This window comes from Nonlabens sp. Asnod2-A12 (assembly GCF_045063745.1).
Lineage (GTDB): Bacteria > Bacteroidota > Bacteroidia > Flavobacteriales > Flavobacteriaceae > Nonlabens > Nonlabens xylanidelens.
Genome location: NZ_JBEFOB010000003.1, coordinates 1,727,885 through 1,749,495, shown reverse-complemented (window position 1 = coordinate 1,749,495; position 21,611 = coordinate 1,727,885). Strand labels below are relative to the sequence as shown.

The following is a 21,611-nucleotide window of genomic DNA, read 5'->3' as shown; positions in this document are numbered from 1 at the left end:
GTCATATGAAAGGACCTTTATTTTATTCTAAGATTTTACTCTTTGGAGAATACGGCATTATTAAAGACTCAAAAGGTCTCTCGATTCCTTATAACTTTTATAAGGGAGCGTTAAAAATAAGTGACGCATTAACCGATACGGCTGCCCAATCTAATAAGAATCTAGAACGTCTAGCGACACATATTGAATCGCTTCAAGAAACTGATCAAAGCTTTCCTAAGTTTGATATCGCTAGTTTTATGAATGATGTGAATGCGGGAATGTACTTTGATTCTAGCATACCACAAGGGTATGGAGTAGGAAGTAGTGGTGCGCTAGTAGCTGCTGTTTATGATAAGTATGCTATAGATAAGATTACAGTTTTAGAAAACCTGACTAGAGAGAAGTTATTGACTTTAAAAGGTGTTTTCGGTCAGATAGAAAGTTTCTTTCATGGAAAGAGTTCTGGACTAGATCCATTAAATTCTTATTTAAGTTTACCTATTCTTATCAATTCTAAAGAAGATATAGAACCAGCTGGGATACCATCGCAACTTGCGACAGGTAAAGGTGCTGTTTTTCTTTTAGACTCTGGAATAGTAGGTGAGACGGCGCCTATGGTTAACATCTTTATGGAGAATATGAAACAAGAAGGTTTCCGTTCTATGTTAAAAGATAAGTTTGTTAAATACACAGATATGTGTGTTGAAGATTTCTTAAGTGGTGATGTAAAAGGGCTTTTTGGGAATGTAAAAAAACTATCTCACGTAGTATTAGATAATTTTAAACCTATGATTCCTGCACAATTTCATGACTTATGGAAACAAGGTCTGGATACTGGTGATTATTACTTGAAACTTTGCGGTTCTGGTGGTGGTGGCTACATCTTAGGATTTACAGAAGACTTAGAAAAAGCAGAAAAAACACTTGAAGATTATAAATTAGAAGTTGTTTATTCTTTTTAAGAAATAACGATATATAAAAAAACGCTCAACTGAAAAGTTGAGCGTTTTTTGTTTAAAAGCATTTTAAGATTTTACATTAAATCTCTTCTCTCCATGCAAATCCATAAGGGCCATCTTTAGAAACCGCTTTGGAATATGGCTTTAAGTGTTCAAAATCAATTTTTAAGAAAGGGATATTTTTAACCTCTACAATTATTTCTACCATGTTTATAGATATACTAATATCAGTAGGTGATAGGTTTTCTTGAACAGCAACTGTAGATGCGTACTCTTCCATTAAAGGTGGTTGAGAGCCTTTTTCTATGTAGGTCTTTACATCTTCATTACTTTGTACAATAAGGCCGCGAGAGCATATAAAACCGTCACAGAGAATTTGATATTCTTCGTTTACATTTTCAAAAACGTAGGCCCATAAACTATGCTCATCTCCTTCTACGACAACATTAAAATCTCCAAAGGAGTCTGATATATAAATTTCTTCATTCATAAATAACAACGGTTTTTAAACAATGACATCACCATCTGGAATGGCAGGTTCTAGTGTTATAGGACTTATTGTAGGATAGTAATTGCGTTTATAATGCGTGCGCTCATCATCTCCTATTTTTCTAATTGCCTGATTACCTAAATTTGTAGTAACCAGTACTTCTTCATCATTAGGGAAGTGAGGAAATTTAGTCTTCCATAAAGGATATTTCTTATTCTTTCTAGCCCGGTATGCCTCATATTCAAATTGCTCGTGGTAAGCATGTATAAACTCATGTGCTAGAATAGAAGCAGCGGTATTGCGACCTACGTTAGATTTATGCCACGATTTTCTCAAATCTTTACGGAACATAGAGCCCATCTCATCATAAAAAGTAATGATGTCTCGAGTACCTTCATATTGGTTTATAGTTCCATCCCTTATTATTAGATTTTTACCATGACTAGAAATGAATTCTTCTAATATATCTACCACACGACCATCAGGAAATTCTAATATTAGAGCCTCTTTTTCATAAATAAAATCTAGAGTTCTAAATGTATTGTGTACAAATAGATTTGCCTCTGGATTAATGTAACGATCTGGATTATAGTGATAGGGCTCAAACTGCCACTTACCAGCATTATTCCAAAGTATTTTTATATTGCTTTCTAACATGATATTCATAAGGTGGTGGTTTATTTGTATTCAGGAGTAAGTAACACAAGAAAGTCTATGACTAGAGACACTATTTCTCCTTTCTCATCAATTCCCCAAAAGGAGGGATAAGTGCCATCACCGTAACCAGAACTAAACATAGTTATGTTTGATTTAGAATTAGGAATATGAAAATTTATCCAATTGTTCTTGTTTGCTTCTTTTTTGAACTCTTTATCTAAAATATCGTCATATAAATTTTTGTTTGGATTAATTCTATAAAAATCAGATTCAAACACTTGATATTCTTGCCAAATTTGGTAATCAAATAAGCCGCCTAGTCCAGAATCAACAGGGAATCCAAAATAATCATATTTGTCTTTAAACTCGTTAATGTTCTCATTTTCGGTCAAGGCCATAACCCATTTTATTGCTTTTTTATGACTGAATTTGATTTGTACTATAGCATTTCGATCCCCTGACTGTTTTGTCTTTGCAACATAGATTTTAACAGGGTATCTTCCTGGTTTCACTGTTTTGATAAAGGGTGAAGAGTTCGAAGAGATCAACCCATCACACGCCACTATTTTGCCAGTAGGTAGGTTTAAGTTTCCAATCTCAACTATTTCAATAGGAGTTTTGTCAACAAAACTATTATCAAAAAATATATTATAATCAATTAAAGAATATGCCTGAGTCTTAGGTTTTAATTTAGTATCATTCTCAGTTGAGTTTTTTATTGATTGTATTTTGTTGTTTGTCTTTAATTTTGAATCAATTGAAGTTGATTTAAAATTTTTTTCATTGTCTTTTTTACAAGATGTACAAAAGACAAACAAAAGAAGTAAAAGGATTTTATACATAATAACACATTAACTCTTCTTATAATATTCAATCGCCTCCTTAATGCGTTCAATTCTGTTTTCAGGATCAGGGTGTGTACTTTGAAATTCTGGTGTGCGATTAGGACCGCCAGCAGCTTTAAGAATTTCCATAACTCCTATCATTTCATAAGGATCAAAACCTGCGTCTAGCATCATTTGTACTCCTAATTGATCACTCTGTAACTCGTCATCGCGGCCATATTTCATGGTAATCATTTGTGCTATAGCTTCTGCTGCCTGGCCGCCACCGTCAGTTCCGACACTAACGCCTGTAATCACACCTTGCGCTAGGCCTTGCTGGCTCATTCTAGCGGCGCTGTGTTTTGCAATTACATGACCTATCTCATGTCCTAAAACGCCAGCAAGTTGATCTACGTTTTCTAGTTGACTATAAAGCGCATAGGTGATAAAACACTGGCCACCAGGTAAAGCAAATGCGTTAATCGTACGCTCGTCTGCCAGTAGGTGAAATTCATATCGATAATCGGTGCTTTTTCCTATACTACTCTGTACTAGTTTTTGCCCTACAGCATCTACTATATTTTGATATTCTTGATTTTGATAAAGACCACCGTGTTGTTGTATCATGCTAGGTGCCGCTTGTAGTCCCAAAGCGATTTCTTCATTTACGGTAAGATCTATATATTGTTTTTCTCCGGTATGTTCATTAGTTTCTGCGCTGCCGCAATATTTTATAACGGCAAATGCCACTATCGCAAGCCCTATAAAAAGTCTGATTTTTCCTCCTCCGCGTTTCATTATGGTTGATTTAATAGCTACTAATTTACTTAAATCAGTCTTTTAATTTAGGGTTTACACCTTTAATGTGTTCTTCTAGATAACGATTAATGCGTTCTTCACTTATCTTATCCATTCCCATGATGTTCTCTGATCTTAAAAAAGAGACTAAATCTATGGTAGTTAGATAGTCGTTGTATCGCTTTCGCGAAAGCGGAACATAACTATAATGCCACGGCTCATATTTAAAACCTGTGCGGTTATCATTCATGGTGTAAACCAGTTCAAAGTCATACTCAGAGCTGTGTTTTTCCATCCAGTCTTTAAGTTTGCAAAAAGGACCGGTTCCATGAAATTTAGACGGTACTAAAACACTACCACTATATGTTGCGTTAGTGTCTATTAGGTCCATGTCGGTACCCCAGTGATGTCTAGATGTACCTGGAACAGTACTGTATTCTACGATTTTGTCAAAAATAGCGTCTGGTTCCATACCTTGTGCTGCATGTTTTTTATACTTGCGATTCCAGATTTGTGTCTGTCTAGTAAAACTTCTATAACCAGAAACAACAGTGAGGTTAATGCCGTCTTTTGCAGCCGCTGCTTTCATTAAATTAAAGGCAGTTTGAGTTTCTTTTTCTAGAAGGTTTTTAGGATTAGGGGACTGACCGGTTAATTTTTTTTGGTCTATTTGAGAAGTAGTTGCGGTTGCTAACAATAAGATGCAACATAATAGTCGTATCATAATTTTTTTATCATTTTATAATGTTCTCCTACACCAGGAATGTCAAATATTTCACTGACTATTTGATAATTCATCTTTTCATAAAAAGCCGTTGCGTTTACTCTAGCGTTAAACCATAAAACTTCTATGTGGCGTTCTTTAAGGATTTGCTCTGCATGTTTTAATATTTTCTTACCTATCCCTTTTCCTTGTGCGACTTCTAGAACTGCCATACCTCTTAATTGATAACAATGGTGTAATTTGATATCTTTTATATCTTCTAGATGTACATCCTTATTCATGAGGAAGGTGGCTACGCCTATAATCTTATCTTTTTCAAAAGCACCTAGATGAAAAGTAGTGCCTAGATCGTCACCAGAAAAGTGACAGTCTTCTATGGGTCTTCCTTTTCTAAGTACAGGCTGTCTGACAGGAAAGGTTTCTCTTGCAGTAACTGGTAATATTTCTATCATTTGTAATTACTTGAACGTTTTAAAATAATTGCTAGCAGTAATTTTGTAAAATCTAGCAGGTTCTCTATCGTCCCAAAGAAATCGATGATTGAGCTGCATTCCTAATTTTTGAGCCACTATTTGTGAGCCATAATTTAATTCATGCACGTGAGCAACGAGATATTCTATTTTATGATCTTGAAAAGCATGCCTTAATACTTCTAGACCGGACTCTGTAGCATAGCCTTTTCCCCAATATTTTTTCATAAATCGGTAGCCTATGTCTACATATCCTTCTTTTTCATTTTTCTTTAATCCAGACCAACCTAAAAATGCATTATCTTCTTTTCTTATAACTGCCATTCTACCCATTTTAAATAAAGCAAATTGCCCCTGCGGATTTGATACATAGTCCATGGCAAATTTTTTTGCGGCTTCTATATCTTCGAAGGCAAAATCACCTGTGTAACGCATCACTTCTTCATCACTGTTAAGTTCATAAAGAAATGTTGCGTCTTCCTTTTTAAAAGGACGTAGGTATAATCGTTCTGTTTCTAGTTTTAGAATCATATTCTTACATCGCTCCAGCTCTCATTCTGGTCAAATAGAACTTCAGCAAACGGACATAATGGATTTATTTTGCGCCCTTTTTCTTTGGCAAACTCATAACTCTCTGTGATTAATTTAGTACCTAATCCATTGCCTTCATGCGCAGGCTCTACTTCGGTATGGTCTATGGTCATTACATTATCTTGTAGAGAATAGGTTAATTCTCCTATAGTTTTGTCGTCTTCTTTTAGATAAAAAATGCCTCTTGAATCGTTTTCGTTATGTTGTATTGTTGTCATTATTATTTTAAATATAAAATTAAATCAATTTGAAAGTTGGGCAAAATCATAACCACTGTTTACTTCTATAGCCTCATTGTTTTTAGTAAATACTCTTGCGGTATGTGGACCACATAACAACTCTTCTTTATCAGTTACTCTTATATAACTGCCTTCTCTTAGTCCTACAACAGGTAGATTATTGTAAAAATGAAACTCCTTGATACGTTCTTCTCTAGTTTCTCCCATGTGTGTAGAGTCTGTGTCAGGATCTAGATAATGTGCGTTAATATTATAACCTATGGCACCTGTTGTTTTAAAACTAGCTGGCATGACTATAGGCATGTCGTTAGTGTTTCTCATATTTAAACCACAAATATTACTACCAGCACTGGTACCTATGTAAAATGTGCCTGCATAAATTTGCTTGCGTAATGTTTCCATAAGATGAAGGTCGTGCAGTGCTTTTACTAACACAAAAGTATTGCCGCCACCAGTAAAAATAGCTTGTGCATTTTTAATAGCATCCTGTGTGTTTTCATATTCATGAATACCTTTTACAGTAACACCGGTGTCTTTAAAAGCTTCTCTTACTTTGTCTGTATACGAGTCGTGAGGAATACCGCCTGGTCTGGCATATGGTATAAAAAGAAGGTTTTTTATATCGTTTATTTTGAAGGCTTTGAGTATATCTGGTAGTAAATAAGCAAGATAACTACTACCGTGTATGGTAGATGTGCTTGCGATAATCATGTTTCTCATAGATTGCGTTTGCTAGGTTAAACATCGTTAAACTCTAGCAATGATAGGGTTAATTGTACGTTCTTTGTTAGTATTAATCTTTTTTGACATTATTTTAAGTCAATAATAAACCTACCAGATGAAAAATATATTACTTCTTCTAATTCTTGCGTGTGGTGTTGCTACCGCCCAAAAAGAACGTGTACAGATACAAGGTGTTATTAATAGCGTTACTAATGAACCACTGGAAGGTGTAGCTGTTTTTAATCAGGCATCGCTCGAGGGGACCATAAGTAACAAAGAAGGTGGTTTTTTCTTACATGCTAGAAAAGGAGATAAAATATCTTTTAAAGCATTGCAGTTTGAGTCTTTCTCTTTGATCATTACTGCAAAGGTTATGGAGAATAAAAAAGCAACCATTTCATTAAATGAAGGTGTAAACCAGCTAGATGAGGTAGTGTTAGACGATGGTTTAATGAGAATAGATGTAAAAAGAACTCCTTATGTAGATCCTAAAATAAATGAAGTAAGTGATTATAATCAAAAGACTAGAGCAGTAGATCGTATAGAAAATACTTTTTCTGACCGAATTAAGCAACCAGAAGAATACGCTATACGCAACGAAGCTTTTAAACAAAGTCAACCACGATTTAATATGATAAATATAATAGGAGGACTGGTATCCATGGCTATCTTAGGTACTCTAGATGGACTTAATTTAAACACAGGCTCTGCACCAGAGACAACGGAAAAGGAATTTGATGTTTACGTCTTGAAAAATAAATACAGCACAGAGTATCTGTTGAATTATCTAGAAATCCCACAAAAAGATTTGTACGAATTTATGCACTTTGCAAAGGATAAAGGTCTTAATGAGTCTATGTTTGAGCCAGAAAGAGAATTAGATCTATTACAATTCCTTTCAAATCAAGTAACTTTGTTTAAAGAAAAGAAAAATTACCCTGAAAAAAAAGAAGGATTCTCACCTTCTGTAAAAGAAAAAAGCAATGAAAAATAATCTATTAAGAAATGCCTTTTATGGTATCGCAGCTCTATTTTTAATAACCACTACTTCTTGTGATAGTGATGACGACCTGCCTACCGGACCATCAATTACCGTTAACACATTTTGTTACGGACTAGATTCTTTAAATTCAACTGATGTTTTTGATGCATTTAATCGTGAGGTTCTTGAGACCACCACGGCAGGTGTTTTTAACACAAGAACCTTTATCGTTGATGATAATATTACTGTAGATAATGGACAGCTAGACGGCACAGGTTTTCTTATTACTCTAGATTTATACGGTAATAGAGAACAAGAGTTTCAGTCAGGAACTTATGCAATAGGTGATACAGAAGATGTGGCAGATGCTGTAATTACTTATTTTACAGATTATGATGCTTCTATGAGAACAAATGTAGGTGTAGAGCTAGTTTCTGGTTTTGTAGGTGTTTCACCTTTCCGTACAGGTTATGCGCTAGAGATAGATGGTATAGATGCAAATGGGGATCGTTTTCATGGTATTTATCTAGGTGAAGTAACGCCTCTTAATTAAACATTTGAAGTAATCCCCAGAACATTTGATTGTGGCATGAATCTAGTTAGATTTCTATCGCAATAAAAAATAGCGCATGAAAAATTTCAAAATTGTATTGTTATTATCAGTATTGAGTTTAAGTCTTTCTTCTTTCTCATTAGATAGTACAAGTGAAAAAGAAGTAGAGATATCTCGCTTTCGCGAAAGCGAGAACAACAACGATCTACACAAATACTATATTTCAGTGTCTAATGTAACTTATAGCGAGAGCGCAAAAAGTCTACAAATGATTACTAGATTTTTTATAGATGATTTAGAAGATGTGTTGAATTCAAGAATAGAAACACCGGTAGTACTGGGTGACGATGCTACTATACAAGATTTATATCCATTAATTAAAAGTTATCTGGATAAAAAGCTAGAGGTTAAAATCAACGATCAAGTTTCAAAAATTAACTTTTTAGGAGCCGAGTATGAAGGAGATCAAATAGCGCTTTACATAGAAATACCTACTTTAAAAGAGCCTAAAGAGGTATCTATGAAGTTTAATGCCTTTCTAGAATTGTTTGAAGAACAGAAGAATCTGGTTCATTTAAAAATCAATGGAGAACGTCGCACGCTTTTAATGGATAAAAATAAGGGTACTGATACTGTGAAGTTTTAGTTAAATCCTTTTTAAATTATTCTTAATTGTTAATTTAGCAAACCTTAATTTAAATCAAACACATGAAAGCTATTAAACTATTGTTTATCAGCATGATGCTTGTTTCTTATGGTTCTTTTGCACAAGAGAAAGAAGCAAAAGAAGAGCCTAAGGCTGAAGAACATGCTAACATCAACAAATTCCGACAGTTGTATCAGGAATTTTCAACCCCTAATCAATACCGTAGTGCAAGTGGTGCTCCAGGACCACAGTATTATCAGCAACGTGCTGACTACGAGATGGATATAAGATTAGATGACGAGAATCACCATATTTATGGTTATGAAACGATCACGTATACTAACAATTCTCCAGATGTGTTGGATTATCTATGGGTACAGTTAGATCAAAATATGCGTGCAAAAGATTCTAAAACTCCTCTAATAGAAGGTGGTGGTGTACAACCGTTCATGCAACCTAGTGGATTTGCAGGTGAGTATCTTTCTGAGCCTTTTGATGGTGGATTCAATATTTTAAAGGTTCTTGATAAAAGCGGTAACCCATTAAAGTATATGATCAACAACACTATGATGCGTGTTGAATTACCATCAAAATTAAAAACTGGTAAAGAGTTTGAATTTGATATAGAATGGGATTATAATATTAATAATCACGTAGAAGGTCGTGGCCGTAGTGGTTATGAGCAATTTCCTGACGGACATAGAGCTTATGTAATTGCTCAGTTCTATCCAAGAATGGCAGTTTATAATGACGTAGAAGGATGGCAAAACAGCCAGTTCTATGGTCGTGATGAGTTTGCATTACCTTTCGGTACTTTTGAAGTAAACATTACAGTACCTGCTGACCACTGGCTAGACGGAACTGGTAAATTAACTAACCGTAAAGATGTTTATTCTAAGACTGAACTTGCACGTTATGAGCAAGCACAAAAATCTTTTGAAAACCCAGTAGTTATTAGAACACAACAAGAAGCTGAAAAGCTTGCTATGATGCCAGGTTCTAAATCTACTAAGACATGGAAACTTAAAGCAGATTATGTTCGTGATTTCGGATGGACTTCTTCTCGTCGTTATGTAGCAGATGCTATGGCAGTAAAAGTAGGAGGAAAGGATATCATGGCTGTTTCTATCTACCCACCAGAAGGTAATCCTTTATGGGAACAATGGTCTACTAAGGCTGTTGCACAGACTTTAAAGTCTTATTCTAGAATGACTTTTGACTACCCTTACCACAAAGCAATCTCTGTACATGCAAAGAATCAAGGTATGGAATACCCAATGATCTGTTGGAATTATGGACGTCCTGATGCAGATGGTAACTATTCTGACCGTGTAAAATTCGGTATGATATCAGTAATTATTCATGAAGTAGGTCACAACTATTTCCCTATGATCGTAAACTCTGATGAGCGTCAGTGGACATGGATGGACGAAGGTTTAAACACTTTTGTACAGTACGTTGCAGAGCAGGACATGGGAGAGAATTACCCAGCTTCTATAGAAGGATTAGACGCTTATCCATCTAGACGTGGGCCAGCAGCAAAAATTGTTCCTTACATGGCTGGTGATCAACGATACATTGCTCCTATTATGAGTAAAGGTTTAAATACATACCAGTTCGGTTCTAACGCATATGGTAAGCCAGGTACTGCACTTAATATTTTGAGAGAAACAGTAATGGGACGTGAGTTGTTTGATTATTCTTTCCGTACGTATTCTCAAAGATGGATGTTTAAGCACCCAACGCCAGAAGATTTCTTCCGTACTATGGAAGATGCAAGTGCAATGGATCTAGACTGGTTCTGGAGAGGATGGTTCTACACAACTCAATTTAACGATATGGGTATTGAATCTGTAGATAAGTATTATGTTTCTAGTGAGAAAAACCAAGCTATGAAAGATTTACAGAAGCAAAGGAACATTGATGATAGCAGAATTCCACAAATGGTTTACATGGTAAAAGAAGGTAGTGAAGATTATAATGAATCTCTTAAAGGTCAAGAGCCTTCTGAGGTAGTAGGTGAATTAAAATCTTACTTAATGGATAACTTTACAGCTAGTGAAAGAGCAGCTATGAAATCTCCTAAGTTTTTCTATGAAATTAAAGTAGTAAAGCCAGGTGGTCTAGTAATGCCTATCATTATTGAGTATACTTATGCAGACGGTACTTCTGAAACAGTAACGCACCCAGCAGAAATCTGGAGACTTAATGATAAAGAAGTAGGTTTAAGTAAAGCTAGTACTAAGGAAATCGTTAAAATAGTAATAGATCCTAAACTAGAAACTGCAGATGTTGATACATCTAACAATACATGGCCAGCTGCTGTTGAAGTAAGCAAGTTTGACCAAATGAAGAAATAAGAATTTCTTCTTATAATAACTTTAAAAACCAGATTCACAATGAATCTGGTTTTTTTGTGTTTAATAACAAATATCTTTACGGTATGAAATTATTCCAGCTAGTAACTATTTGTGCTTTATTAATTATTTCTTGTGATGATCCATCACTAGACCAGCAAGGTGATGTGGATGAAATAGTAGATCCTATTGCAAACCTTATGGAATTAAGTTCTATACAAATAGCACAAGGGACATTTAATAATGTGACAGATAACATAGACATCGTTTATAATAACGATGCATTGATTAGTCAAATATTGTTTACCGGTACCACAAATATTACTTATAATATCGAGTATACTTCTAATAATAGATTAGAGACTATTACTAAAGTAGATGCAACTACCTTACTTTATAACTTCACTTATGATGAAGATTTTGTTTTTATAAACTTTACAGATTCTAATGGAGATGATGTAGAGATGCAGTTATTTACCGATACCCAAAACAGAATTAATAGGGTTCTCACCACGGTTACAGACGTTTCTGGTATTTCTACTCAAACAGAAGATTTAAGGTACTCTTATAATGCAAATTTTAATGTAGATCGTATTAATAGTCTTGCTGCTAATGGCTTTACTGTAGATGCGTATAGTGAGCTTACATACGAGTTTAGTAACAACCCTTTTAGAGACATGAATGATGTCTTAAGGTTACTTATTTTTCCAGATTTTGTACCCTACACTAGATATGTGCCTATTACTAGAGAAAATTTTATCGCAGCATCCAGTGGTTTTACTTTAGAAAACTCTTTCTCTTTTATTTATACGTTGCGTGAAGATCAGTTTCCTAGCTCTCGAGAAGTTGTAAAAACAGAATCAGGAGTAAGTACAACAACATTTGAGATATTTAATTATCTATAATTCTTAACGTAATTCAAAATAGTCCTATCGTATATTTGCACTATGAAAATGATTCCACTATTTATCAGTACACCAGAGCTTATGATCGTAGGCCTAGTAGTGATATTGGTTTTCGGTTCTGATAAGTTGCCAGAAATTGCTCGCGGCTTAGGTAAGGCTATGAAGACGGTACGCAACGCTACTGACGACATTAAAAATGAAATTACAAAAAGTGCAGACGAGCACGGTTTTACTAAAGACGTAAAAGAAATCACTAAACAGATCGAGCAAGTAAAAGATCAAATAGAAGACTCTGGATCTATCAAACGCAAGTTCTAGATGTGGCAATCTATTGTAGAGGTAGATCAGGACATTTTTAGATGGATCAATGGACTTGCTATAGGTAAATTTAAAAGCTTTTGGTTATTTGTTACTCACATAGAAAACTGGTTTTTACTCTACATTTTCTTCTTTTTTTTACTTTTTAAAAGTTTTAAAAAACCTGTCAGTTTTATTGCCATGACAGCTGTTCCACTAGTAGTTTTTATAACTTTAAGCCTGACTAATCTTGTTAAGAATGGAGTAGAACGATTACGTCCTAATAATGAGCCTGTACTTATGGACAGTATACAGATATTATTAAAACCAGGTAACTTTAGTTTCTGGTCTGGTCATAGTGCCGTAAGTTTTGCGGTAACCACGTTTGTTGTCCTAGCATTGCGATCAAAAGGAATGAGTAAATGGATTTTCCTATTTTACATCTGGCCCACAACCTTTGCGCTTTCTAGAATCTTTGTAGGTGTTCATTATCCGGCAGATATTACCGTAGGAATGCTAGTCGGTATATTGCTAGGCTGGTTGTGTTCTCTTATCTTTTTTAAGATAGCTAGTAGATTACAACACACGACTTAAAGTAAGACCGTCTCTAACAGATAGAAGCACAGTTTGTAGTCTTGGGTCCTCCTTTAGCAACTTGTTATATTCTAATAGTACAGGGGTAGATTTGTCCTTGCTATTTACATTTTCTACGACTTTCCCGTGCCATAAAACATTGTCCGATATGATTAAGGTTCCTGAATGTACCTTTTCCATAATCTGGTGAAAGTAATTTACATAATTAGGTTTATCTGCATCGATGAAAATTAAATCAAAAGTCCCTTCTAGTTGTGGGATTATTTCTATCGCATCGCCTATTTTTTGATTTATGTTTATGTTGTTGGTTCCGCTTTCGCGAAAGCGTGCAAAGTATCCAGCAGCAAGATCTTCTAGTTCTTCATTAATATCTATAGTGATAAGCTCGCCATTATTAGGCATACCCTCGGCAATGCAAAGTGCAGAGTAACCGGTAAAAGTGCCTATCTCAAGAACACGTTGAGGTGTTTTTAAATGAGAAATCAAACTTAGTACACGGCCTTGATAAGGTCCAGAAAGCATGATAGGTTGTAATACTTTTTGATAGGTTTCTCTAGCAAGATCTTGTAGAATTTGTGGCTCATCTTCAGAGTGTGCGACGATGTAGTTATCTAGATCTTTAGGTAAGAAAAACATGGGTATAATTTTGAAATGTAAAATTACGAACTAAGAATGTAATGATTAGGCCTATTTTGATATTTGAATATGAATATGATCATCATGTCTTACGGCATGGCAACCGTGGTATCTTATGATGCCTTTCATGTATGGCTTAATTTGATCTAGTTCTAGTCTAGGTATTAAGTGTGGTTCTATAAAAATCTTTTCTGGTGGTAACATGTTCATCAGGTCTATAATCATGTATTTTGTTAAACCTCCATCTATTTCTAGATCTTCATCTGTATTATAACCTAAATACTTAGCATAATCATACTGCCAGTAGCCAGCGTCTTTGCATTTTTGTGCTTGTGTAACTGTCTTATTTAAAGGTTCGGTAAAAACTCCGTAACCGAGTAGTGAAGGGTTAGATGCTGTAGATTCACCTTTGCTAGTTTGATAGGCAAATGCGATGTCTATTTTACGTCCATCATTATGACTTAAATGTGGTAATAATGGAAAACCATCTATAAAAGGGAAGCCTGCATCTAAATAAATCATTTTTTGCCCAGATATACCTAAATAATAACTCTCAGAATGAAAGTCCATAAAATAGTAGAGATCGTCGTGTACATAATTGCGGCACAATAATACATAACCTAAATTATGAGGTGCAATATGATCGTTAAATACAGGTAGTGCTCTTCTGTTATTAAGTGGTGCTAGAATAGGTACTATGAAAAACACGCATAGCAAATAGATTACCGAGAAACTAAGTAGTCGTTTTCTCTTATTCCAAAGTGATTTTCTGTATTTAAAGTACCCAAAAACTGCTATCCAAATCAAGCCACCTACTTGAGTAATTAATGTAAGAACGATAACAATAGATACGTGTAAAAAGATTTTTAAGTATTTCAAATGGCTCGTCTTTATGAAGTATTAATGATCATAGCTCATTCTATGGGCATCTAGTTTTATAAAGATAAATAATAAAATGGTGAACCCCATGAGTCCACTACCACCATAACTCATAAATGGTAATGGAATCCCTACGGTAGGTAGTAAACCTATTACCATACCTACATTAACGAAAAAGTGAAGGAAAAATATTCCTGCCACACCATAACCATAAATACGTGCAAACTGATTGCGCTGACGCTCTGCCATGATAATTATGCGATAGATTAAGAACATAAATAATAAAATGGTGATCGATGTACCTAATAATCCAGAAACCTCTCCTATAGCGCTAAAAACAAAATCTGTGTGTTGTTCTGGTACATAGCCACCTCTAGTTTGTGTGGCTTCTTCTAGTGGTTTTCCTGCCCAGCCACCATTTCCTATTGCAATCATGCTCTGATTAATGTTATATCCTATACCAGCATCATCTTGTACTCTACCCAATACGATATCAATTCGGTTTCTGTGTCTGTCTTCTAGTATGTTGTTAAAAATGTAACTGGTTGATAGGGTGTAAGCAATGCATATGAATGTAGCAATTACATAGAGATATATTCTTGGTTTAGGAAGACGTTTGTTGTGTTTCCGCTTTCGCGAAAGCAAATATATAATTGCTACTACCACTACTATTATTAAAATGATCCACCATATATTGATCACTAATGCTGCTAAGAATAAAGCTAAAGCGATAATTCCTAAACTAAGATACCACAAGGACAAACCTTCACGATGCAATGCAAAGAAAAAGGCAGTGTAGATTAATGCACTACCAGGGTCTGGTTGCGGCACAATGAGTAGGGCAGGAAGTGCTATAATACCTGCGACTATCATAAAATCCCTAACATTTTTTAGAGAAACATTGAGCTGACTCAGAAATTTTGCAACGGCAAGTGCGGTAGCAAACTTTGCAAACTCACTAGGCTGAAAGGTGAATGAGCCTATAGGATACCAAGAGACGGCACCATTTACTTCTTTACCGAAAATATACAAACCAGCTAGAGATAGCATGGAAACTACATAGATAAGTCCTGCAAATTGCTCGTAGAACTTAACTTCTATGGCTAGAATAATGATGATTAGTAAGGCGCAAACCCCTATAAATAAAAATTGTTTTCCATACACTTGATTAATGTCGGTAATCGAGGTGTATTCTAATACTGGAGCAGCACTGTAGATGCTAAAAAGTCCTATAAAAACTAATGCAGTATATATTAATATGGCTGCTATGTCATATTTGGGTCTGTCACCTATCCCCATCTTATTTTAATATTTTAAGATTAAGACTGTCTACTAGTTGGTGTAGTTTTCTTTCTTTCTCATCGGTAATAAGGCCTTGATCTACTGCTACATTGATGTTATAAGGTTCTTTCCCTAGTTTTTTTGCATATTCATATTCTAGACTATGTGACATAAGATAGTCTTCTAGGTCTGTTCTGGTGATTTCTCCTTTGATGTGTTTTTCAATGAGAAGACTAGCTATTTTTGCAGCATATCTAGAACCCCAATATCCATTTTCTATAAAAACCGCGATGGCAATTTTAGGATCGTCTTTAGGAGCAAATGCGATAAAAACAGAATGGTCAGTTTGCTGTTTACGAACTCCGTTTACTTTAGCAAAATTTTCTACTGTACCAGTTTTACCACAAATCTCTATTTCTGGAATTTTCACATATTTTGCTGTTCCAGAATTATACACCTCATTCATTCCTTCTATTACAGGTTCAAAATGTTTTGCATCTATGGTGGTGAAGTTTTTTGTAGTGTATTTAGGATTATCTATGGGTTCACCATTCATTTTTTTAATGATGTGTGGAGTGTAGAAGTATCCTCTATTTGCTATAGCTGCTGTCATGTTTGCTAGTTGTATAGGCGTTACAGCAACTTCACCTTGACCTATAGCATTTGAAATTGTGGTAGGAGCATACCACTTGTATTTATATCTAGATGTGTAATATTCTCCATCAGGAATTCTACCTGGTTGGCCTACCGGTAAGTCATAGCCTAAGTAATTACCTAGTCCAAAGCTGGTCACATGATCATGCCAAGTATCCATACCTTGAGAAGAGGTTTCTCCTTTTTCAATAATTCTTCTGTATACTTGAGCAAAGTAAGCGTTACAACTTTCGGCTATACCTTTACTCATCGCTAATGGACTAGCATGAGAATGACATGCCATTTTTTTTCTACCTCCATAGTCATAACCATGATTGCATCTAAAACGTTCTTGTGGTGTTGTGACTCCTTCTTGTAAGCCTATTAAAGCATTGATGACTTTAAAAGGAGATCCTGGAGCGTACTGGCCTTGTAATACTCGATTAACATCTGGTAATCTAACGGTGTCTCGTAGTATAGCGTTGATGTTTTTAGAACGGTCACGACCCATGAGTAAGCTTGGATCGTAATTAGGTGCTGTGACTAAGGATAATATTTCACCTGTTTTAGGTTCTATAGCGACTATACCACCGCGCTTGTTAATCATTAATTTTTCAGCGTATTCTTGGAGTTCTTTATCTAGTGTAACCGTAAGGTCAGTTCCAGCAATAGGAGCAAGATCGCTAGATCCATTTTTATAAGATTCTATGGCCCTACCGTAATGATCTCTAGTGTATTTTTTATATCCTTTTTCACCTCTTAACTCTTTTTCATACTGGAGTTCTATGCCACTTTTTCCTGCAAGATCTCCTTGAACATAGTAGTCATCTTCATTAATTTTACCTTGATTCACTTCTCTAATATAGCCCAAAACACTTGCGCTATGATCTACTTGATACTTGCGTAAAGAGCGTCTTTGAATGTAAAATCCAGGAAATTTTCTAAGCTGTTCTTGTAACGGTGCGTACTCTGCTTGTGTAAGTTGTGGTAAAATAACACTAGCTTGTTTTGTGGACCAGATTCTAGCCGTTTTTATTTTTTTTTCTAATCGAGACTCATCCATTTTAAGTAAACCAGCTAGTTTATTTAAATCAAAATCTCCAGTTTCTTTGGGAATAACCATTACATCATAAGCTACCTGATTTGCGACCATTAGTTCTCCATTGCGATCATATATAAAACCACGTTCAGGATAATCATAAACCGTTTTTACAGAGTTGTTTTCTGCTTCTAGCTTTAACTCTTCAGATATCACGACTTGTAAATAAATCATTCTACCTATAAAGGTCAGTCCGACTAGGGTGACAATAGAAAAAAGCAGTAACTTTTTCATGATTTGACTTTAGGTTTGAAAATTATTAAAAACAGACTTGCTATAAGTATGGTAGCAATACCCACGCTCAACGTGAGCTTCAATGTGTAGAGTATTTGAGAAGTGTTAAAAATTACTAGACTAAAGAAAATTAAGTGATGTATGATAACCGATAGTACTGATAATAGTAATAATCTGTCTATAGGGGTTCTTATTATTTTAAGATTTTTCATTAAATAACTTTCTCCATAAACTAGCTTTAAAAACACAGGTCTAACAAAGGCTAGAGTTAAACAAGCCGCAGCATGTGCGCCTCCTGTATTTTGAAAAGTGTCTAGAAGGATTCCTAGCGCAAACGCTATGAACATAAAAGACCATCTATTGTTATCTACAGGGTATAGAATGATGAACAATATATAAACCATAGGGTTGATATAGCCCAAAAAATTAATTTGATCCAATAGAAATATTTGCAGAATAAGTAATCCTACAAATCGAAGCACGTTATTTAAAAGAGTACTATTCATTAGTGCCTAGTGTATCTATTACCTGTAAAGCTGCTTTGTCTCTATTCTTGATAACATTGACATAATCTAGATTAGTCATATCATTGAATAGCTCTACATTTATTTTATACCTAGAGCCATTTTCAGTTAACTCTGCATCTTTTATAACACCTATTAAAATATCAGGTGGAAAGGTGGTGGATTGTTTTCCTGTAATTATAGTGTCTCCTTTATTTACTTTGGCAAGTCTTGGAACGTCTTCTAAGCTCATCGTATAAGGATTATTACCATCCCATTTTAAGGAGCCTATAGTTGCGGTTCCTTTAATCTGTGCGTTTAAGGAAATTTGTGAATTCAAAATAGAAATTACTCTAGAAAATTGATCACTACTGCGATCTACTACGCCCACAATACCTGTAGGGCATATAACACCCATGTCAGATTCAATACCTTGATCACTTCCTATATCTATGGTAATAAAATTATCAGATTTATAAAAATCATTTTTCATTACTCGTGCAGGAAATACTTTATAAGGAATATTATCTGTAAATAAAAAGGTAGATTCTTCACCTAATAGGGTGTCGCTTATCTCTAACAGTTTCATTCTCAACATAGCATTCTCAGTGCTCAGTTTTTTATTTTGATCATCTAAATCAAAATAGTCATAAATACCAGTTTTTGTACTTAAAACATTACCTGTTAAGTATCCTGTAGAGTGAATTGCTGTATTGCGATGGTAATCATGACTCTGTATAGTGAAACTGAGTGCGATAACCATTAAAAATAGATACAACAACAAGTTTCTGTACTTGATCAGAAAATTGATAATTTGTTGCATGCGATTACTTCAATATATTAAGAATAAGGTTTTAGTACTTATTTGCTAGTACACTTTTGTATTTGTCTAGATTCTTAAGAGTAAGACCAGTACCACGTACTACGGCTCTTAAAGGATCTTCAGCTATATAAACAGGCAGATCTGTTTTTTGTGATAAACGTTTATCTAGACCACGTAACATAGAACCACCACCAGCTAGGTAGATACCGGTGTTGTAAATATCTGCTGCAAGTTCTGGAGGAGTTTGTGATAGTGTTTCCATAACCGCATCTTCCACGCGTAAAATAGATTTATCTAGCGCTTTAGCTATTTCTCTATATCCTATTTTTACTTCTTTAGGTTTACCAGTTAAAAGGTCACGTCCTTGAACGCTCATTTCTTCTGGTGGCACCTCAAGATCTTCAGTAGCAGCGCCTATTTGTATTTTAATTTTTTCTGCTGTGCGTTCCCCTACATAAAGGTTATGTTGAGTACGCATGTAATAAACGATGTCGTTAGTAAAAACATCACCTGCAATTTTCACCGATTTATCACATACAATACCTCCTAGAGCAATAACCGCGATTTCAGTAGTACCACCACCTATATCTACGATCATGTTTCCTTTAGGTTGCATGATATCTACACCTATACCTATGGCAGCTGCCATAGGCTCGTGTATCAAGTAAACTTCTTTACCATTAACTCTTTCTGCACTGTCTTTTACGGCTCTCATTTCTACTTCTGTAATACCAGAAGGGATACAAATAACCATACGTAAAGAAGGGGCAAACCACTTCTTTTTCAATGCAGGGATCTCTTTTATAAACATAGAGATCATTTTTTCACTCGCATCAAAATCTGCAATTACACCGTCTTTAAGAGGTCTAATTGTTTTAATGTTTTCATGAGTTTTCCCTTGCATCATAGCAGCTTCTTTACCTACGGCAATAATTTTACCTGTGGTTCTGTCTCTTGCTACTATAGATGGACTGTCTACAACTACTTTACCGTTGTGAACAATAAGTGTATTTGCCGTACCTAGGTCGATGGCAATATCCTCTGTAAGAAAATCAAAAAATCCCATAAATGATGAGTGGAAAAACGTTAATAATTAGGGCTTTGCAAAGCTACTACAAATCTAGTGTTTAAAATGCCTCGTCCCAGTGAAAACCATCGCAATGTTATTTTTATTGCAATAATCTATAGAAAGTTGATCTTTTATTGATCCTCCTGGTTGTATCACTGCGTTAATCCCTGCATTATCAGCTATTTCTACACAGTCTGGGAATGGAAAAAACGCATCACTAGCCATAACAGAACCTTCTAGGTCAAATTTAAATGACTGTGCTTTATGTATAGCCTGGTTTAATGCGTCTACTCGTGATGTTTGTCCTGTACCACTTGCACACAGTTGTTTGTTCTTTGCAAGTACGATAGTGTTAGACTTAGTATGTTTACATAATTTAGAGGCAAATAGTAAATCCTCTATTTGAGCATCGGTAGGAGCAAGAGTAGTTGCTGTCTTTAAATCTTCTTTTTGATCTGTTTTAAGATTAGGATCTTGTACCAAGTAACCGTTTAATGAAGCGCGTACTTCAAGTTTGTTGGTATCTCGCTTTCGCGAAAGCGCGCCATCAACAAGCTCTAACATGATTCTATTTTTCTTCCCTTTTAAAATTTCTAGTGCATCGCTAGCAAATGATGGAGCAATAACAACTTCACAGAATAATTTGTGAATTTCTGTAGCCGTTGCAGCATCTATCTCAACATTAGAAATTAAAACACCACCGAATGCCGATACAGGATCTCCAGCAAGTGCATCTACATATGCCTCAAGTACTGTCTCACGTTGTGCGACACCACAAGCGTTGTTATGTTTAAATACACCAAATGTAGGTGCGTCATTCTCAAACTCACTAATTAAATTTACAGCAGCGTCTACATCTAGTAAGTTGTTGTAGGAAAGTGCTTTACCGTGATGTTTAATAAACATCTCGTCAAAGTTCCCATAGAACCATCCACGCTGGTGTGGGTTTTCGCCATAACGCAATGGCATAACGTGTTGCTCACTTAATTTTAATGCTTTTTCAGGTGAGTCGCCAGAAAAGTAATTGTAGATCGCACTGTCGTAGTGAGATGAAACGTTAAAACAGCTTGTTGCAAATTCTTTACGTTGTTCGATGTCAGTAACACCATTTCCTGCTTCTAGAACTTCTAGTAGTTTTGAATAGTCGTCTACTGTACCTACACAAAGTGTGTCTTTAAAGTTTTTTGCACCGGCACGTATTAAAGAAATACCACCTATGTCTATTTTTTCAATAATATCTTGTTGTGCTGCACCGCTTGCTACGGTTTTTTCAAATGGATATAAATCTACGATTACGATATCGATTTGCGGTATTTCAAATTCTGCTAACTGAGCAACATCACCATCATGATCACGTCTGTTAAGAATACCTCCGAAAACTTTAGGGTGTAAAGTTTTTACACGACCACCTAATATAGAAGGGTAAGAAGTTACATCCTCTACTGGGACTACCTCTATACCGAGATCTTTAATGAATTTTTCAGTTCCTCCAGTAGAATAAATGGTGATGCCTAAGTCGTTCATTTTTTTAACGATAGGACCTAAGCCGTCTTTATTAAATACAGAAATAAGGGCGCTTTTTGCAGTAATTTGACTCATGTTGTGTGGTTATTTGTGGGAAAATGCAAAAGTAATTCTTTAGAACGTTTTATGTATTTAAAGA

At 35.2% G+C, this 21,611-nt stretch carries 25 protein-coding genes; 8 read left to right on the top strand and 17 right to left on the bottom strand.

The features are described 5' to 3' along the window. Positions 1 to 5 precede the first annotated feature (5 nt). Positions 6 to 944: a mevalonate kinase gene (locus tag ACJJVJ_RS08060; RefSeq protein ID WP_104514596.1), complete on the top strand. Its 939-nt coding sequence runs from the start codon at positions 6 to 8 to the stop codon at positions 942 to 944. Positions 945 to 1,020: 76 nt separating this feature from the next. On the opposite strand, the gene ACJJVJ_RS08055 is transcribed toward ACJJVJ_RS08060, so the two are convergent. Genes ACJJVJ_RS08055 through pepE form a run of 9 tightly spaced genes read right to left on the bottom strand, consistent with a single transcriptional unit; the run spans position 1,021 to position 6,454 of the window. Next, on the bottom strand, positions 1,021 to 1,431 hold the full coding sequence (locus ACJJVJ_RS08055; RefSeq protein ID WP_405369818.1) for a hypothetical protein: 411 nt from the start codon (positions 1,429 to 1,431) through the stop codon (positions 1,021 to 1,023). Between the two features lie 15 nt (positions 1,432 to 1,446). Beyond that, positions 1,447 to 2,097, bottom strand: a complete 651-nt coding sequence (locus ACJJVJ_RS08050; protein ID WP_104514598.1) for a hypothetical protein — start codon at positions 2,095 to 2,097, stop codon at positions 1,447 to 1,449. Between the two features lie 11 nt (positions 2,098 to 2,108). Then, a complete protein-coding gene (locus ACJJVJ_RS08045; protein ID WP_405369817.1) occupies positions 2,109 to 2,930 on the bottom strand; it encodes a DUF4241 domain-containing protein in 822 nt (273 codons plus the stop codon). A 9-nt stretch (positions 2,931 to 2,939) separates the two neighbouring features. After that, a complete protein-coding gene (locus ACJJVJ_RS08040; protein WP_405369816.1) occupies positions 2,940 to 3,710 on the bottom strand; it encodes a M48 family metalloprotease in 771 nt (256 codons plus the stop codon). 34 nt (positions 3,711 to 3,744) lie between these two features. Beyond that, positions 3,745 to 4,434 carry a M15 family metallopeptidase gene (locus tag ACJJVJ_RS08035; protein ID WP_405369815.1) on the bottom strand — a complete coding sequence of 230 codons (690 nt, stop codon included), beginning with the start codon at positions 4,432 to 4,434 and terminating at the stop codon, positions 3,745 to 3,747. Next, positions 4,431 to 4,886 carry a GNAT family N-acetyltransferase gene (locus tag ACJJVJ_RS08030; RefSeq protein ID WP_104514602.1) on the bottom strand — a complete coding sequence of 152 codons (456 nt, stop codon included), beginning with the start codon at positions 4,884 to 4,886 and terminating at the stop codon, positions 4,431 to 4,433. Before ACJJVJ_RS08030 ends, ACJJVJ_RS08035 begins: the two co-directional genes overlap by 4 nt. A 6-nt stretch (positions 4,887 to 4,892) precedes the next feature. Beyond that, positions 4,893 to 5,435, bottom strand: coding sequence for a GNAT family N-acetyltransferase (locus ACJJVJ_RS08025; protein ID WP_104514603.1), 543 nt, complete (start codon positions 5,433 to 5,435; stop codon positions 4,893 to 4,895). Next, positions 5,432 to 5,713, bottom strand: coding sequence for a GNAT family N-acetyltransferase (locus tag ACJJVJ_RS08020; protein ID WP_348114676.1), 282 nt, complete (start codon positions 5,711 to 5,713; stop codon positions 5,432 to 5,434). Before ACJJVJ_RS08020 ends, ACJJVJ_RS08025 begins: the two co-directional genes overlap by 4 nt. Positions 5,714 to 5,737: 24 nt before the next feature. After that, positions 5,738 to 6,454 (bottom strand): dipeptidase PepE, encoded by a 717-nt coding sequence (gene pepE, locus ACJJVJ_RS08015; protein WP_405369814.1) that lies wholly within the window; start codon positions 6,452 to 6,454, stop codon positions 5,738 to 5,740. A 118-nt stretch (positions 6,455 to 6,572) separates the two neighbouring features. Here pepE and ACJJVJ_RS08010 point away from each other — a divergent pair, with 118 nt between their 5' ends. The 7 genes from ACJJVJ_RS08010 to ACJJVJ_RS07980 all read left to right on the top strand — a co-directional run bounded on the left by ACJJVJ_RS08010 (position 6,573) and on the right by ACJJVJ_RS07980 (position 12,791). Continuing rightward, positions 6,573 to 7,451 carry a carboxypeptidase-like regulatory domain-containing protein gene (locus tag ACJJVJ_RS08010; protein WP_405369813.1) on the top strand — a complete coding sequence of 293 codons (879 nt, stop codon included), beginning with the start codon at positions 6,573 to 6,575 and terminating at the stop codon, positions 7,449 to 7,451. Beyond that, complete coding sequence (locus ACJJVJ_RS08005; protein ID WP_405369812.1) at positions 7,441 to 7,992, top strand: hypothetical protein; 552 nt, start codon at positions 7,441 to 7,443, stop codon at positions 7,990 to 7,992. Before ACJJVJ_RS08010 ends, ACJJVJ_RS08005 begins: the two co-directional genes overlap by 11 nt. A 76-nt stretch (positions 7,993 to 8,068) precedes the next feature. Further along, entirely contained in the window at positions 8,069 to 8,638 is a 570-nt protein-coding gene (locus ACJJVJ_RS08000; protein WP_105023090.1) for a DUF6702 family protein, read from the top strand. A 62-nt stretch (positions 8,639 to 8,700) separates the two neighbouring features. After that, positions 8,701 to 10,998, top strand: a complete 2,298-nt coding sequence (locus tag ACJJVJ_RS07995; RefSeq protein WP_405369811.1) for a M1 family metallopeptidase — start codon at positions 8,701 to 8,703, stop codon at positions 10,996 to 10,998. 83 nt (positions 10,999 to 11,081) lie between these two features. Further along, positions 11,082 to 11,900, top strand: coding sequence for a hypothetical protein (locus ACJJVJ_RS07990; RefSeq protein ID WP_405369810.1), 819 nt, complete (start codon positions 11,082 to 11,084; stop codon positions 11,898 to 11,900). 42 nt (positions 11,901 to 11,942) lie between these two features. Continuing rightward, positions 11,943 to 12,218, top strand: coding sequence for a twin-arginine translocase TatA/TatE family subunit (locus tag ACJJVJ_RS07985; RefSeq protein WP_211289264.1), 276 nt, complete (start codon positions 11,943 to 11,945; stop codon positions 12,216 to 12,218). Then, positions 12,219 to 12,791 (top strand): phosphatase PAP2 family protein, encoded by a 573-nt coding sequence (locus tag ACJJVJ_RS07980; protein WP_405369809.1) that lies wholly within the window; start codon positions 12,219 to 12,221, stop codon positions 12,789 to 12,791. Here the strand turns inward: ACJJVJ_RS07980 and ACJJVJ_RS07975 are convergent. From ACJJVJ_RS07975 to purH, 8 genes are read right to left on the bottom strand one after another with little or no spacing between them, the layout of a single operon-like run. After that, positions 12,774 to 13,427 carry an O-methyltransferase gene (locus ACJJVJ_RS07975; RefSeq protein WP_405369808.1) on the bottom strand — a complete coding sequence of 218 codons (654 nt, stop codon included), beginning with the start codon at positions 13,425 to 13,427 and terminating at the stop codon, positions 12,774 to 12,776. The two genes, ACJJVJ_RS07980 and ACJJVJ_RS07975, sit on opposite strands and share 18 nt — an antisense overlap. 51 nt (positions 13,428 to 13,478) lie before the next feature. Continuing rightward, positions 13,479 to 14,306 carry a hypothetical protein gene (locus tag ACJJVJ_RS07970; protein ID WP_405369807.1) on the bottom strand — a complete coding sequence of 276 codons (828 nt, stop codon included), beginning with the start codon at positions 14,304 to 14,306 and terminating at the stop codon, positions 13,479 to 13,481. A gap of 21 nt (positions 14,307 to 14,327) precedes the next feature. Further along, positions 14,328 to 15,605 (bottom strand): rod shape-determining protein RodA, encoded by a 1,278-nt coding sequence (rodA, locus tag ACJJVJ_RS07965; protein WP_104514613.1) that lies wholly within the window; start codon positions 15,603 to 15,605, stop codon positions 14,328 to 14,330. A 1-nt stretch (position 15,606) separates the two neighbouring features. After that, complete coding sequence (gene mrdA, locus ACJJVJ_RS07960; protein ID WP_405369806.1) at positions 15,607 to 17,553, bottom strand: penicillin-binding protein 2; 1,947 nt, start codon at positions 17,551 to 17,553, stop codon at positions 15,607 to 15,609. Beyond that, the gene (locus tag ACJJVJ_RS07955) at positions 17,550 to 18,059 is read right to left on the bottom strand and encodes a hypothetical protein (protein WP_405369805.1); all 510 of its coding nucleotides are present in this window, start codon (positions 18,057 to 18,059) and stop codon (positions 17,550 to 17,552) included. The genes mrdA and ACJJVJ_RS07955 overlap by 4 nt, the downstream gene beginning before the upstream one ends. Beyond that, positions 18,052 to 18,879 carry a rod shape-determining protein MreC gene (mreC, locus tag ACJJVJ_RS07950; RefSeq protein WP_104514615.1) on the bottom strand — a complete coding sequence of 276 codons (828 nt, stop codon included), beginning with the start codon at positions 18,877 to 18,879 and terminating at the stop codon, positions 18,052 to 18,054. The genes ACJJVJ_RS07955 and mreC overlap by 8 nt, the downstream gene beginning before the upstream one ends. A gap of 31 nt (positions 18,880 to 18,910) precedes the next feature. Continuing rightward, positions 18,911 to 19,945 carry a rod shape-determining protein gene (locus ACJJVJ_RS07945; RefSeq protein ID WP_104514616.1) on the bottom strand — a complete coding sequence of 345 codons (1,035 nt, stop codon included), beginning with the start codon at positions 19,943 to 19,945 and terminating at the stop codon, positions 18,911 to 18,913. A gap of 54 nt (positions 19,946 to 19,999) precedes the next feature. Then, positions 20,000 to 21,547 carry a bifunctional phosphoribosylaminoimidazolecarboxamide formyltransferase/IMP cyclohydrolase gene (purH, locus tag ACJJVJ_RS07940; RefSeq protein ID WP_104514617.1) on the bottom strand — a complete coding sequence of 516 codons (1,548 nt, stop codon included), beginning with the start codon at positions 21,545 to 21,547 and terminating at the stop codon, positions 20,000 to 20,002. Between the last annotated feature and the right edge of the window lie 64 nt (positions 21,548 to 21,611).

Excerpts from the sequence above, each read along its gene's own strand:
- ACJJVJ_RS08005 (WP_405369812.1), top strand. The coding sequence starts at position 7,441 with ATGAAAAATAATCTATTAAGAAATGCCTTTTATGGTATCGCAGCTCTA.
- ACJJVJ_RS07995 (WP_405369811.1), top strand. The coding sequence starts at position 8,701 with ATGAAAGCTATTAAACTATTGTTTATCAGCATGATGCTTGTTTCTTAT.
- purH (WP_104514617.1), bottom strand. The coding sequence starts at position 21,547 with ATGAGTCAAATTACTGCAAAAAGCGCCCTTATTTCTGTATTTAATAAA.
- ACJJVJ_RS08045 (WP_405369817.1), bottom strand. The coding sequence starts at position 2,930 with ATGTATAAAATCCTTTTACTTCTTTTGTTTGTCTTTTGTACATCTTGT.
- pepE (WP_405369814.1), bottom strand. The coding sequence starts at position 6,454 with ATGAGAAACATGATTATCGCAAGCACATCTACCATACACGGTAGTAGT.
- ACJJVJ_RS07980 (WP_405369809.1), top strand. The coding sequence starts at position 12,219 with ATGTGGCAATCTATTGTAGAGGTAGATCAGGACATTTTTAGATGGATC.
- ACJJVJ_RS08010 (WP_405369813.1), top strand. The coding sequence starts at position 6,573 with ATGAAAAATATATTACTTCTTCTAATTCTTGCGTGTGGTGTTGCTACC.
- mreC (WP_104514615.1), bottom strand. The coding sequence starts at position 18,879 with ATGCAACAAATTATCAATTTTCTGATCAAGTACAGAAACTTGTTGTTG.
- ACJJVJ_RS07945 (WP_104514616.1), bottom strand. The coding sequence starts at position 19,945 with ATGGGATTTTTTGATTTTCTTACAGAGGATATTGCCATCGACCTAGGT.
- ACJJVJ_RS07975 (WP_405369808.1), bottom strand. The coding sequence starts at position 13,427 with ATGTTTTTCTTACCTAAAGATCTAGATAACTACATCGTCGCACACTCT.
- ACJJVJ_RS08020 (WP_348114676.1), bottom strand. The coding sequence starts at position 5,713 with ATGACAACAATACAACATAACGAAAACGATTCAAGAGGCATTTTTTAT.
- ACJJVJ_RS08025 (WP_104514603.1), bottom strand. The coding sequence starts at position 5,435 with ATGATTCTAAAACTAGAAACAGAACGATTATACCTACGTCCTTTTAAA.
- ACJJVJ_RS07990 (WP_405369810.1), top strand. The coding sequence starts at position 11,082 with ATGAAATTATTCCAGCTAGTAACTATTTGTGCTTTATTAATTATTTCT.
- ACJJVJ_RS08060 (WP_104514596.1), top strand. The coding sequence starts at position 6 with ATGAAAGGACCTTTATTTTATTCTAAGATTTTACTCTTTGGAGAATAC.
- ACJJVJ_RS07985 (WP_211289264.1), top strand. The coding sequence starts at position 11,943 with ATGAAAATGATTCCACTATTTATCAGTACACCAGAGCTTATGATCGTA.
- ACJJVJ_RS07955 (WP_405369805.1), bottom strand. The coding sequence starts at position 18,059 with ATGAATAGTACTCTTTTAAATAACGTGCTTCGATTTGTAGGATTACTT.
- ACJJVJ_RS08035 (WP_405369815.1), bottom strand. The coding sequence starts at position 4,434 with ATGATACGACTATTATGTTGCATCTTATTGTTAGCAACCGCAACTACT.
- ACJJVJ_RS08050 (WP_104514598.1), bottom strand. The coding sequence starts at position 2,097 with ATGAATATCATGTTAGAAAGCAATATAAAAATACTTTGGAATAATGCT.
- ACJJVJ_RS08000 (WP_105023090.1), top strand. The coding sequence starts at position 8,069 with ATGAAAAATTTCAAAATTGTATTGTTATTATCAGTATTGAGTTTAAGT.
- rodA (WP_104514613.1), bottom strand. The coding sequence starts at position 15,605 with ATGGGGATAGGTGACAGACCCAAATATGACATAGCAGCCATATTAATA.
- ACJJVJ_RS08030 (WP_104514602.1), bottom strand. The coding sequence starts at position 4,886 with ATGATAGAAATATTACCAGTTACTGCAAGAGAAACCTTTCCTGTCAGA.
- ACJJVJ_RS08055 (WP_405369818.1), bottom strand. The coding sequence starts at position 1,431 with ATGAATGAAGAAATTTATATATCAGACTCCTTTGGAGATTTTAATGTT.
- ACJJVJ_RS08040 (WP_405369816.1), bottom strand. The coding sequence starts at position 3,710 with ATGAAACGCGGAGGAGGAAAAATCAGACTTTTTATAGGGCTTGCGATA.
- mrdA (WP_405369806.1), bottom strand. The coding sequence starts at position 17,553 with ATGAAAAAGTTACTGCTTTTTTCTATTGTCACCCTAGTCGGACTGACC.